Origin of the sequence: Paenibacillus sp. KN14-4R (assembly GCF_052180255.1) — a bacterium.
Lineage (GTDB): Bacteria > Bacillota > Bacilli > Paenibacillales > NBRC-103111 > Paenibacillus_AM.
This window is the reverse complement of sequence record NZ_CP197466.1, coordinates 3,842,689-3,855,000: the sequence shown is the minus strand read 5'-3', so window position 1 is coordinate 3,855,000 and position 12,312 is coordinate 3,842,689. Positions and strand designations below refer to the sequence as shown.

Sequence of the window (12,312 nt, the reverse complement as noted above, 5' to 3'; positions counted from 1 at the left end):
AGGCAAATCCGCACATCATAAGGCTGGGCTGTGATGGGGAGGGAAATTTAAAGTACCGAAGGTCATGATTTCACACTGCCAAGAAAAGCTTCTAGTCAGGTCAAGGTGCCCGTACCGTAAACCGACACAGGTGGGTGAGAAGAGAATTCTAAGGCGCGCGGAAGAACTCTCGTTAAGGAACTCGGCAAAATGACCCCGTAACTTCGGGAGAAGGGGTACCCCGGTAGAGTGAATAGCTCGAGGGGGTCGCAGTGAAAAGGCCCAAGCGACTGTTTAGCAAAAACACAGGTCTATGCGAAGCCGTAAGGCGAAGTATATGGGCTGACGCCTGCCCGGTGCTGGAAGGTTAAGGGGAGTGGTTAGGAGCAATCCGAAGCTGTGAACCGAAGCCCCAGTAAACGGCGGCCGTAACTATAACGGTCCTAAGGTAGCGAAATTCCTTGTCAGGTAAATTCTGACCCGCACGAATGGCGTAACGACTTGGGCGCTGTCTCAACGAGAGATCCGGTGAAATTTTAATACCTGTGAAGATGCAGGTTACCCGCGACAAGACGGAAAGACCCCATGGAGCTTTACTGCAGCTTGATATTGAACTTTGGTACGATCTGTACAGGATAGGTGGGAGCCTTTGAAACCTGAGCGCCAGCTTAGGTGGAGGCAACGTTGGGATACCACCCTGATCGTATCGGAGTTCTAACCTACTACCGTATAACCGGTAGAGGGACCGTGTCAGGTGGGCAGTTTGACTGGGGCGGTCGCCTCCTAAAGAGTAACGGAGGCGTCCCAAGGTTCCCTCAGAATGGTTGGAAATCATTCGAAGAGTGCAAAGGCATAAGGGAGCTTGACTGCGAGACCTACAAGTCGAGCAGGGACGAAAGTCGGGCTTAGTGATCCGGTGGTACCGCATGGAAGGGCCATCGCTCAACGGATAAAAGCTACCCTGGGGATAACAGGCTTATCTCCCCCAAGAGTCCACATCGACGGGGAGGTTTGGCACCTCGATGTCGGCTCATCGCATCCTGGGGCTGAAGTAGGTCCCAAGGGTTGGGCTGTTCGCCCATTAAAGCGGTACGCGAGCTGGGTTCAGAACGTCGTGAGACAGTTCGGTCCCTATCTGTCGTGGGCGTAGGAAATTTGAGAGGAGCTGTCCTTAGTACGAGAGGACCGGGATGGACGTACCGCTGGTGTACCAGTTGTTCCGCCAGGAGCACCGCTGGGTAGCTATGTACGGAGGGGATAAGCGCTGAAAGCATCTAAGCGCGAAGCCCCCCTCAAGATGAGATTTCCCAATTAGTAAGACCCCTTGTAGACGACGAGGTTGATAGGTTGGAGGTGGAAGCGCAGCAATGTGTGGAGCTGACCAATACTAATCGGTCGAGGGCTTATCTAAATACCATGATTTACCTTCGTTTAGCTACTAGTTTTCAGGGAATAAACCCTGTATAATGAATAAGCATTGTACTTAGCAGCATTAATTGGAGAGATACCCAAGTGGCTATAAGGGGACCCTCTGCTAAGGGGTTAGACTGCGTAAGCGGTGCGAGGGTTCGAATCCCTCTCTCTCCGCCAGTTCTATTCTTCTCTAAAACTTAATCAACGTGGCGGTGTAGCTCAGCTGGTTTAGAGCGTACGGTTCATACCCGTGAGGTCGGGGGTTCGAGTCCCTTCGCCGCTACCAATATCATTTCGGAGGCTTAGCTCAGCTGGGAGAGCATCTGCCTTACAAGCAGAGGGTCAGCGGTTCGATCCCGTTAGCCTCCACCATTTTTTTATTTCTAAAAGTGAAGCGCTTGCTTAACTAGAAGAAAACAATATGCCGTTGTAGCTCAACTGGTAGAGCAACTGACTTGTAATCAGTAGGTTGGGGGTTCAAGTCCTCTCGACGGCACCATTAAATAAATTGCATTTGGAGCTGTGGTGTAGAGGCCTAACATGCCTGCCTGTCACGCAGGAGACCGCGAGTTCGAATCTCGTCAGCTCCGCCATTTATTTACTTATGGACAAGCTTAATTGAATATTATGGCTCGGTAGCTCAGTCGGTAGAGCAGAGGACTGAAAATCCTCGTGTCGGCGGTTCGATTCCGTCCCGAGCCACCATTTTTTTTGTATAACGGATGAATAAATTCGGGATACTGATTATATGGAGGCTTAGTGAAGTGGCTAAACACGGCAGACTGTAAATCTGCTCTCTTCGAGTTCGGTGGTTCGAATCCATCAGCCTCCACCATTTCTATTACCATTAGAGCCATTAGCTCAGTTGGTAGAGCACCTGACTTTTAATCAGGGTGTCGAAGGTTCGAGTCCTTCATGGCTCATACAGATAAAAAGACCTCAATTGAGGTCTTTTTTTGTTTTTAAAAAGACAAGTGCTGTGCGATAGATTTACGCTGTTACTGATGGTTTAAATGTTGGAAATGGGATCGGTCTTTAATTGCATCTTCTGGTTGACGGACTGCATTTTTTGTTCACAAGATGCCGCCTTATCTCTACGATCATCGATTTTTACTGAGGTAGAGACACGCGCAGCGCCACTGACGAAGCACCCTTCATGAAGAACTCCGATTACCTCTAATAAACGCTCTAACGGGCCCTCAATGATTGTACTCATCGGTGTAAGCTGGTAAGTGATTCCTGTTTGTTCAGACAGAGTCCTTTGCATATCAGCAACATATGAGCTTAGGCTTGTTGTGCCAGTACCGATTGGGATAATAGTAACCTCTGCGATTGCCATGTAAGAAATACCTCCTCATTCATTCTCAGTCTATAAAAACAGTACGAACTATAATCTAACATACTTTTTTCTATAATACTGCAACTTTATATGGGACTAAATCGTGGATAGAGTTAAAGGGGGGCAAGGTGAATCTGGATGAAGTTTATAAGCTATATGTGAATGATTTAACAGCAGAAGAATTGGTTCAGGACAGGAGAAGGCTGTCGTCTAGCCAAGCTCCTGCTTACTTGCTTGCTCAATAATGAAATCTGCTGATCTTGCAGCTAGAGCCATCACGGTATTCGTCGGATTTCCTCCACTGGATGTGACGAAGATGCTGGCATCACAAATGAACAAATTTGGAATGTCATGCGTTTGTCCATAAGAATTCACAACTGATGTACTAGGGTCATCTCCCATACGGCAGCCACCCATCAGATGTGCGGTGTCGGGTACGACATATTTAACCGTTCCTTCGGCTGCACGAATGATGGACTTCATATTTTCTACAGCATGATCAATTAAACGTAAATCATTTTCACCATAGCTGAACGAGACATTAGCACGAGGAATTCCGAACTTATCCTTCTCATCGCTAATTGTGACTCTGTTATTCGCATCCGGGAGCACTTCTCCAACCATCGTGATTCGTCCATAAAAGTTATAATTAAACATCGCATCACGTAATTTACTTCCCCATAGAAACTGGCTGTCAGACTCCATAATTCCCTTTGCTGCGGATACGGGGCGAGCTCCATGCGAATGCAGGGTATAACCTCTAGCATATGATCGAATCGTATCGGTCTCATAGAAATCCTGTGTTGTAGCAAGTACGGGAGTACCCTTGTATAACCGAATCTCATCTTGAAACTCTCCATATACATCATGAGAACTGTGAGTCATAATTGCTTTCCCTACCCACCCCGAGCTATTTGCTAATCCATTAGGAAATTGCGAAGTTGCAGAATTCAATAATAGACGAGGTGTCTCTACCGCATAAGCAGAAAGAATAACAAGCTTTGCTTTTTGTGCATACTCAATCCCATTATGAATAAATACGACACCTTTCGCTAAACCGTCTGCTCCGACTTGCACCTGATTGACCATACATTCCGTAAGTAAAACGGCGCCAGCTTTGATTGCCTTAGGAATGTGTACAATTAATGTACTGAATTTGGAATTGGGCATACAACCTTGATTGCAGAATCCTCGATTAATGCAGGGAGGTCTTCCTTCATAAGGAGCAGTCAGAATGGCTAGTGGGGAGACAACAGATTGAATCTGAAGCTTATCGCAGCCACGTCGAAACATATCCGCATTCGGACTTAAGAAGTCACGTTCAGGTAAAGGATAGGGCCCTTGGAAATTTCCCCAAGGAAAATGACGAGGGCCTGCTACTCCGACCTCTTTTTCTATTTTGGCATAGTAGGGCTCTAAATCTTTATAATGGATGGGCCAATTTTCACCTACGCCGTCAATAGAACGTGTTTTGAAATCCGATTCATGGAAACGTAAAAATACACCAGTAAAATGCTGTGTTCCTCCGCCAACCCCATATCCACTGTTATTATGCCCCATCGTTAACGGATGTTGTCCATCTACTATTCTAGTTTCTTGCCAACCTAAAGTTTGCATAGCGAGTTCATCACTTGCAAAATCATGCTGGGGATCACGCATTGGACCAGCTTCTAATAGAACGACACTCATACCCATTTCACTAAGCTCTTTGGCTAGTACACCACCTGCAGCTCCAGCTCCAACGATGACGATATCAACTTCTTCATTCTCATATCTCCAATTCATGGCTTACGCGTTGCCTCCCAAGGATCAGCCTGGCCATGGCTGAGTCTAACGTACCCGCGTGGATAGGCAGGTCCCCCATAACCGATCTCAGACCATACTTTAGGGTGGGAGTAATAAGCTTCAACAGTCCATATTAATAATTTCTGGAAGAATTCTTTGGGAGGGACACGCATGTGCTCATCTCCTTGCTGACCTTTGCCTTCACTAATGTCATTCATCAAGTTTTGCTGGATCTCAGTTGATATTTCCCAGAAATGCTTGCTATGAAGAGACAGAGATAAATCTTCTACATCATTTAAACCTGTGCGAATTAATATAGGAGCCGGAGGAACATGTGCTTTTCGTTGTCCTTCTCCTTTATTTTCAAATAGTGATCGATCAATATGACCTAAAATGTACGTTATGATGTCACTTCGATCATCGTCCATTAAGCGCGAGCACCAGGCACGTAGTACTTCGATCTCAATGAGATTTAGAAAATGAAACTGATCTTCCCTTAGCAGTCTAGATGTGACGATTGAACGTGTATGCTCGTCCCAATGCTGCTGCTGTGACATGACATCATACATGGGGTAATGTATTTCGTTATTTTTTACCATATCATCATCTCCAATATACGGCCAGAAGGCCAAGTGCACCCATCGCGGCATACATTAAGGGCATCATAATAGGTGGACCTACTAGAAAGTTTCGTAGCGCATATCCACCAATTCTGAGCCCTACACCGCGAAAATGATAATAAAAGCCTACAATTCCACTTAGTAAAGCTATCCACATTAAAACGTGAAAAGTATGCAGTAACCACATTGGACCCAGTAAGGCTAGAAACAGTCCGACGATAAAATAGATCGGGGAGGACAATACCGGTGCCCACATGACTCTGCGATAGAAGTTCTGCCGATAATGTGACATCGTTACTTGAATGCCGATGAGCAAATAGGCAATCGCAACAAAAAGAACAATACAACGTGCGAGCTGCCAATGATCCCAAACCAATATCATCACTCCTTTAACATGTATAATTGTGCTATTTCTATTTATCTCCAATTATTGCTTTAAATATTTCCAACTCTTCATTTTGTATGGAGGTTTTTTGTTTAGGAAAACCTACTTCTTGCATTCCCTTCGCGGCAGAAAGGAGTTCGGAAGCGATGCATATGATTTTCCCATTGTTTGTTTCATTTACAATTGTCTTCTTAATCGTGCCTTTGCTTCAGAAGTATGCGATGCATATCGGATTCGTGGATCGCCCTTCAAAGCGTAAGATTCATAATGATCCGATCCCACTTATGGGTGGTGTCGCGATCTATTTAGGCTGTATGGCTTCCATCCTTATTTTTATTCGATCATACCCAGCCGCTCAGGCGATCATGCTGGGTGGCACGATCTTAATGCTGACAGGCCTCTTAGATGATTGGTTTAAGACAAAAGGTAAGGATTTTCCTGTATGGCCACGCCTTATCATCTATGGTGTCGTATCGACGGTACCAATCTGGTATGGAATTGAAATCACAGGCATGTCCAATTGGAAGTTAGACGAAATGATTATTTTCCCACAGTGGTTAGCATGGTTAACTACGGTGATATGGGTATTCGCAATTACGAATATGATTAATTTTATTGATGGGGTTGACGGCCTTGCTTCAGGTATTGTGACGATCTCATCTTTTACCTTATTTATTATTGCAGCCTTAATGAATGAGCCGCTATTAGCGATGTTAGCAGGGGTATTAGTGGGATCTTGCCTTGCTTTTTTAACGTACAATTTCTATCCGGCCAAAATATTCATGGGGGATGCAGGTGCAGTTTTTTTAGGTTATTCCATTGCCGTAATCGGAATAGATGGGGCCTATAAAAGTGCAACTATCTTGTCCATATTTGTACCCGTATTGGCTTTAGGCGTCCCGATTCTAGATACGGTGATTGTGTTTATGCGGCGTCTTCTTAAAGGACAAGGATTGCATAAAGCTGACAAACTTCATACACATCACAGCTTAATGAAGTGGGGATTAAATCAGCGGCAAACGGTATCTTTTTTATATTTGATTGGAATCGTATTTGCTCTGCTATCCATCATCATCGTACTCCTCAAGAGATAAGTTCCCAGATGCAATAACGGCATTCACTGTCCATCCCTTGGTTAACGTGATAAAATATGAAAAAGTCGATCACAAGCAAGGAGTGGCCCTATGAACTGGGAACAGATAAGGGAACAATTGGAGACGATTTTGGAACGGTCAGTTGGGCTTGAGTTATTAACAAAGTTTAACTGGGAAATGTATGGCGACCAAAAAAATAATGATAATATCGATACAGCCGAAAATGAGTTGTTTTTTCTGGAACATCATGGGGATGAAATTTTAGTGCTAACTGTACGAGGGACAACCTTATCGCATACTGAACGAGCATTAATTGAACTCATGATACGGCGTATTAACAATTCTTCTGCCATTGAGCAGGCAAGCAGGGTCAAGACAGAAGAGCAAGTTATAAATGAACTGCAAATATGGGTGTTGGATCAATTGAAAAAGGGATCGCATCAAGCTGAGATGCCGAATTCTTTGATCATCCCCCTTCAATTACAAGAAAATCGTATTCCATTGCTGTTAAGTATGGATAACACGTCACAAGAAGTGACACATCATTCTTTTCAAAAGTTGTTAGATTCATTCTTTAGCGGGGAAATTATATTATTGCCATTACTGGAAAAGGAATGGCTTATTCTTGCATCCGAAGAGCTTCTTGCAAGCAAAGGCAATGAACTAACGGAAGGGTCAGGAACAATTGAGGAAGAACTTTCGGATATCGGGTCGGGGTTGCATGAAATGTTGGAAGCAGAGTGGGGGCTTGAATGTAGTATTGCGATCGCATACCCATGTATCCCTGATGTGGAACTAATTGCTTCCATTCATAAATTGCGTGAGACGATAACGGTTGGACGTACCTTTCATGGAATGAATCGTGTGCATATGTCATGGCAGCTGCATTTTGAAGCGATGATGTTCCAGCTTTCAGACGAGCAGAAATCAACCTTTCTGCATGATGTTTTGAAAGGGAATGAAAGTGTATTAGATAGTGAAACATTGTCGACATTGGAGCAGTTTTTTGTCATGGATTGTAATGTAAGCGAGACTGCTAAGAAGTTATACATTCATCGAAATACGCTTCTTTATCGGCTGGATAAGTTTAAACAGGAGGTTGGGCTGGATGTTCGAACCTTCAGTGACGCTGTTTTGGTGAAAATGTGCATGGCTTTGTACAAAGTGAACAAAAGGAGGCGCTAAATTTTGTAGGCTTTGTGCATAGTCATATGAATACGTTTACGCTAAGATGAAATTGTACTTAATTTACTAGAAATTTGAGGGGGAAGAGCATAATGGCAGGCGTACGTTTAAACCATATCGTAAAGAAATATTCCGGAAATGATGAAGCAACAGTTAAAGACTTTCACTTAGATATTCAAGACAAGGAATTCGTTGTTCTTGTAGGAGCATCAGGTTGCGGTAAATCAACAACTCTTCGTATGATTGCAGGACTTGAGGAAATTTCTGAAGGTGAATTATACATTGGCGATCGTCTTGTAAATGACGTGGCACCAAAAGACCGCGATATTGCGATGGTATTCCAATCCTATGCCTTGTACCCACATATGAACGTTTATGAAAATATGGCGTTCGGTTTGAAATTACGTAAATTCAAAAAAGCTGACATCGACAAACGTGTTCGTGATGCAGCTAAAATTCTAGATATTGAACATTTGCTTGATCGTAAGCCGAAAGCACTTTCCGGTGGTCAACGTCAACGTGTTGCTTTAGGACGTGCTATCGTTCGTGAGCCGCAAGTATTCTTGATGGATGAGCCTCTTTCCAACCTTGATGCTAAGCTGCGTGTTCACATGCGTGCTGAGATCGCGAAGTTGCACAAGCGTCTTCAAACAACAATCATCTACGTAACGCATGACCAAATCGAAGCGATGACAATGGGTGACAGAATCGTTGTTATGGATAAAGGTATTATCCAACAAGCGGCTTCCCCAGAAGTTATTTACAACACACCTTCGAACATGTTCGTAGCTGGTTTTATCGGATCGCCTTCCATGAACTTTATTACAGGTTCTCTAGTTGATAAAGGCGGCGCTCTTTACTTCTCCTCTGGCAATGTGAACGTAGAAATTCCAGCAGGTAAAGCGCAAATTCTTCGTGATAAAGGCTATGCAAATAAAGAAGTTGTTCTTGGTCTTCGTCCAGAAGATTTCCATGATGAGCCAGTATTTATGGAAGCTTCCCCGAATACAATTGTAAACGCAGTAATCGAGGTTTCTGAGAACCTTGGTCACGAAATGTACTTATACCTAAATGGTCTAGGTAACGGCACGATCATTGCTCGTGTAGACGGTCGTTCTACGCTTAAAGAAGGAACAAACGCGAAGCTTGCTCTTGATATGAACAAAGCGCATTTCTTCGATAAAGAAACGACAAGCTCAATTTTATACAATGCCTAATCTCTTTTAGGTAATGAGAACCTAGTGGCAAATATGCCCCTAGGTTCTTTTGTATATTCTATGATTTGGTGATCCTCGCGGCTTTGTATGTTGATTTCGATTCTTAATTCTATTAGGATGGAAGTATTGGACCATGAAAGGAACGATATCAGATGTCTAAAAAAGTAAAAGTATCGGATTTGATCAGTCAGCTTCATTTAGAAATCGTATGCGGTAAAGAAGGTGTGAATCGCCTAATTACGGTTGCAGATTTATATAGACCTGGTTTGGAAATTGCAGGGTATTTTAACTATCATCCGAATGAGCGTGTGCAAATTTTAGGAAAGACAGAAGTAACGTTTTTTGCAACGCTCACAGAAGAAGAGCGTAGAGAACGATCACGTATGTTATGTGAATCTCCGGATACACCGTGCATTATTATTACACGTGGGTTAGAAGTAGCAGAGGAATTGTTATTGGAAGCGGAGAAGAACAAGTTACCGGTATTGCGAAGCAACATGCAGACGACTATTCTTGCTTCTAGAATCACAGGTCTCCTCGAAAATAAACTGGCACCAAGTACGACAATCCACGCGGTACTCGTAGATGTATACGGTATTGGTATGCTGATTACGGGGTCTAGTGGGATTGGTAAGAGTGAAACAGCACTAGAGTTAGTCAAAAGAGGACATCGTCTAATTGCAGATGATGCGGTCGAAATTCGCCAGACCGCAGATAAAGTATTAACGGGGACTGCACCAGAGTTAATTCGCCATCTCCTTGAAATTCGTGGAGTTGGTATTATCAATGTGATGACATTGTTTGGCGCAGGTGCGGTTCGTACAGCAAAGAAAATTGCACTTGTGGTGAGACTAGAGAACTGGCAGCAGGACAAGCAGTATGACCGATTAGGAATAGATGAAGAAACAACGAAGATTATTGATACGGATGTTCCACTCGTGACGATCCCTGTTCGACCAGGTCGAAATCTTGCAGTCATTGTTGAAGTTGCGGCGATGAACTATCGTTTGAAACGAATGGGTTACAATGCGGCTCTGCAATTTACGAACAAATTGACGGAAACGATCTCAGAAGATATGGAAGACGTGGATTAAGATTTGGATCTGAAAAGTTAATTAGGAGGCAAGGATTGAATGAACCCGATTGCATTATCAATAGGGCCGATATCCATTCACTGGTATGGAGTGATTCTAGGTGCGGCTGCTTTAATCGGATTATTATTAGCCATACAAGAAGGTAAACGTTTTAAAATCAATCCTGACTTTTTCATGGATATGCTGCTTATTGCGGCACCTTCGGCTATTATTGCCGCTCGGATTTATTATGTGGCTTTTCAATGGGACAACTATAAAGATAACCTATTAAGTATATTTGCAGTTTGGGAGGGCGGAATTGCAATCTACGGTGCCCTGATTGGTGCGCTTATCGCAGGTTATTTTTATTTTCGAGCAAAAGGATACAGTTTCTGGCGAATTGTCGATATATGTGCACCAGGACTGATTGCAGGACAGTTGATAGGTCGTTGGGGGAACTTCGTCAATCAGGAGGCTTATGGAGGACCCGTTGAGGAATCTTTCCTTCGTCATACCTTGCATTTACCAGATTGGATTGTGAATAACATGTATATCGATGGAGCCTTCCATCATCCGACATTCTTATATGAATCGGTGTGGAATGTGATCGGGATTCTTATTCTTTTCTGGCTGCGCAGACGACCTTTCCTTCGTGCCGGTGAATTGTTCATGAGTTACTTCATCTGGTACTCAATCGGTCGATTCTTTATTGAAGGCTTACGCACGGACTCTCTATCCTTTACAGGGCCTACATGGTTAGCATCAATCATGGATGCAATGTGGTCACCGATGCAGCTTGTATTCGAAGCTGGAGCGATGACATATGGCGGTAACATTCGTATTTCGCAGCTTGTAGCGATTCTGATCTGTATTGTAGCGATTGTATTAATTATCGTGAGAAGAAAGAAAGGCTATGCAAGTGAGCGTTATTTAGACCCTATCGTTTCGAGTAAAGCACCAAAAGTAGATACTGTGGATCAGTCTAACTCATAGAGAATGTACATCATACAGAAATGAGGCAGATCATGATAAAAGCAATGCTGTTTGATTTAGATGGAACCATTTTAGATACCAATGAACTTATTATTCGCTCTTTTCTTCATGCACTAGAAGGCAAAACACCCATACCCTATACACGAGAATTGCTTATTCCTCATATGGGTCGACCTCTTTATGAGCAAATGCGCTATTTTACGGAACAAGATGAAGTCGAAGAGATCGTATCTTCCTATCGAACATTTAATATAGTGAATCATGATGATTTCGTAACGGCCTTTCCACATGTGGAAGAGACTCTTGCTGCTTTAAAAGAAGCCGGTGTGTTAATCGGGATTGTGACGAGTAAAGTTCGAATGACAACGGAAATGGGCCTCAAACTTTGTGGACTTGATAAGTATGTCGATACAGTGATTACGGTGGATGATGTTGAGCAAGCCAAGCCGCATCCAGAAGGTATTTTATTGGCACTTCGTAATTTAGGTCTTGAAGGTGAGACAGAAGCTGTCATGGTGGGAGACTCGCATTATGATATAGAGTCTGGGCAGCGTGCTGGATTAAAGACAGTGGCTGTAAATTGGTCTCTTAAGGGAACGGAATACTTAAAAAAATATCACCCAACCTACATCATCGATGATATGCGAGAGCTTTTGCCAATAGCGGGAGTTACGGAGGCTTAAGAATTGAGAAATGTAGATCGATATCCAGTAGAGGGTCCAAATGCATTGTGGCAAATTTACCATACGGTTAGCAGATGGAAAGGGATGAAAAATTTCATCTGGATCCAATTAGCTCGCTATTCGCCATTCCTGCTTTTTAAAAATTGGATATATCGTCGCATGTTAGGTATGAAGGTCGGTAAGAATACGGCCTTCGGCCTGATGGTGATGGTAGATGTGTTTTTTCCAGAGAAAATTACGATTGGTGATAATTCGATTGTAGGTTATAACACGACGATTCTGGCTCATGAATATTTAATTAAAGAATATCGATTAGGTGAAGTACATATTGGTTCGAATGTATTGATTGGTGCGAACTGCACGATTCTGCCAGGCGTTACCATTGGGAATGGGGCAGTTGTTGGAGCGGGAACTGTTGTTCATAAAAATGTTGAGGCAGGCAGCTTCGTTGCTGGAAATCCATTAAGGGTGATACGTGAAGGGTGATATAATTTCATTGACCAAAGAGAGTGGGGAATATCCTGCTCTCTTTTTTTCATAATTTCA

General features: G+C 43.4%; 11 protein-coding genes, 8 tRNA genes and 1 rRNA gene (1 of these 20 only partly in view). 16 read left to right on the top strand and 4 right to left on the bottom strand.

The window, feature by feature from the left end; translation table 11 throughout:
• The 9 genes from ACSBOP_RS19015 to ACSBOP_RS18975 all read left to right on the top strand — a co-directional run.
• A 23S ribosomal RNA gene (locus ACSBOP_RS19015) occupies positions 1–1,390 on the top strand (it extends 1,536 nt beyond the left edge of the window).
• An 87-nt stretch (positions 1,391–1,477) separates the two neighbouring features.
• Positions 1,478–1,569 (top strand) — tRNA-Ser (locus tag ACSBOP_RS19010).
• Between the two features lie 31 nt (positions 1,570–1,600).
• Positions 1,601–1,678, top strand: a tRNA-Met gene (locus tag ACSBOP_RS19005).
• Positions 1,679–1,688: 10 nt separating this feature from the next.
• Positions 1,689–1,764, top strand: a tRNA-Val gene (locus ACSBOP_RS19000).
• A 51-nt stretch (positions 1,765–1,815) separates the two neighbouring features.
• Positions 1,816–1,891 (top strand) — tRNA-Thr (locus ACSBOP_RS18995).
• A gap of 17 nt (positions 1,892–1,908) precedes the next feature.
• Positions 1,909–1,985, top strand: a tRNA-Asp gene (locus ACSBOP_RS18990).
• 36 nt (positions 1,986–2,021) lie between these two features.
• Positions 2,022–2,097: transfer RNA gene (locus ACSBOP_RS18985), tRNA-Phe, on the top strand.
• Between the two features lie 45 nt (positions 2,098–2,142).
• A tRNA-Tyr gene (locus ACSBOP_RS18980) sits at positions 2,143–2,227 on the top strand.
• A gap of 15 nt (positions 2,228–2,242) precedes the next feature.
• Positions 2,243–2,315 (top strand) — tRNA-Lys (locus ACSBOP_RS18975).
• 86 nt (positions 2,316–2,401) lie between these two features.
• Here ACSBOP_RS18975 and ACSBOP_RS18970 read toward each other — a convergent pair.
• The 4 genes from ACSBOP_RS18970 to ACSBOP_RS18955 all read right to left on the bottom strand — a co-directional run bounded on the left by ACSBOP_RS18970 (position 2,402) and on the right by ACSBOP_RS18955 (position 5,518).
• Entirely contained in the window at positions 2,402–2,731 is a 330-nt protein-coding gene (locus ACSBOP_RS18970; RefSeq protein ID WP_442602063.1) for an MTH1187 family thiamine-binding protein, read from the bottom strand.
• Positions 2,732–2,941: 210 nt separating this feature from the next.
• Complete coding sequence (locus tag ACSBOP_RS18965) at positions 2,942–4,516, bottom strand: GMC family oxidoreductase (protein WP_442602062.1); 1,575 nt, start codon at positions 4,514–4,516, stop codon at positions 2,942–2,944.
• The gene (locus tag ACSBOP_RS18960) at positions 4,513–5,115 is read right to left on the bottom strand and encodes a gluconate 2-dehydrogenase subunit 3 family protein (protein WP_442602061.1); all 603 of its coding nucleotides are present in this window, start codon (positions 5,113–5,115) and stop codon (positions 4,513–4,515) included. Before ACSBOP_RS18960 ends, ACSBOP_RS18965 begins: the two co-directional genes overlap by 4 nt.
• A gap of 4 nt (positions 5,116–5,119) precedes the next feature.
• Positions 5,120–5,518 carry a hypothetical protein gene (locus ACSBOP_RS18955; RefSeq protein WP_442602060.1) on the bottom strand — a complete coding sequence of 133 codons (399 nt, stop codon included), beginning with the start codon at positions 5,516–5,518 and terminating at the stop codon, positions 5,120–5,122.
• Between the two features lie 149 nt (positions 5,519–5,667).
• Here ACSBOP_RS18955 and ACSBOP_RS18950 point away from each other — a divergent pair, with 149 nt between their 5' ends.
• The 7 genes from ACSBOP_RS18950 (at position 5,668) to ACSBOP_RS18920 (ending at position 12,252) form a co-directional block, all read left to right on the top strand.
• Positions 5,668–6,615 carry an MraY family glycosyltransferase gene (locus ACSBOP_RS18950; RefSeq protein WP_442602059.1) on the top strand — a complete coding sequence of 316 codons (948 nt, stop codon included), beginning with the start codon at positions 5,668–5,670 and terminating at the stop codon, positions 6,613–6,615.
• A gap of 90 nt (positions 6,616–6,705) precedes the next feature.
• Entirely contained in the window at positions 6,706–7,800 is a 1,095-nt protein-coding gene (locus ACSBOP_RS18945; RefSeq protein WP_442602058.1) for a PucR family transcriptional regulator, read from the top strand.
• Between the two features lie 92 nt (positions 7,801–7,892).
• Complete coding sequence (locus ACSBOP_RS18940; RefSeq protein ID WP_442602057.1) at positions 7,893–9,017, top strand: ABC transporter ATP-binding protein; 1,125 nt, start codon at positions 7,893–7,895, stop codon at positions 9,015–9,017.
• Positions 9,018–9,169: 152 nt separating this feature from the next.
• On the top strand, positions 9,170–10,111 hold the full coding sequence (hprK, locus tag ACSBOP_RS18935; RefSeq protein WP_442602056.1) for an HPr(Ser) kinase/phosphatase: 942 nt from the start codon (positions 9,170–9,172) through the stop codon (positions 10,109–10,111).
• A 39-nt stretch (positions 10,112–10,150) separates the two neighbouring features.
• Positions 10,151–11,083 carry a prolipoprotein diacylglyceryl transferase gene (gene lgt, locus ACSBOP_RS18930; RefSeq protein WP_442602055.1) on the top strand — a complete coding sequence of 311 codons (933 nt, stop codon included), beginning with the start codon at positions 10,151–10,153 and terminating at the stop codon, positions 11,081–11,083.
• 32 nt (positions 11,084–11,115) lie between these two features.
• A complete protein-coding gene (gene ppaX / locus ACSBOP_RS18925) occupies positions 11,116–11,766 on the top strand; it encodes a pyrophosphatase PpaX (protein WP_442602054.1) in 651 nt (216 codons plus the stop codon).
• A gap of 3 nt (positions 11,767–11,769) precedes the next feature.
• Positions 11,770–12,252, top strand: a complete 483-nt coding sequence (locus tag ACSBOP_RS18920; protein ID WP_442602053.1) for an acyltransferase — start codon at positions 11,770–11,772, stop codon at positions 12,250–12,252.
• Positions 12,253–12,312 lie beyond the last annotated feature (60 nt).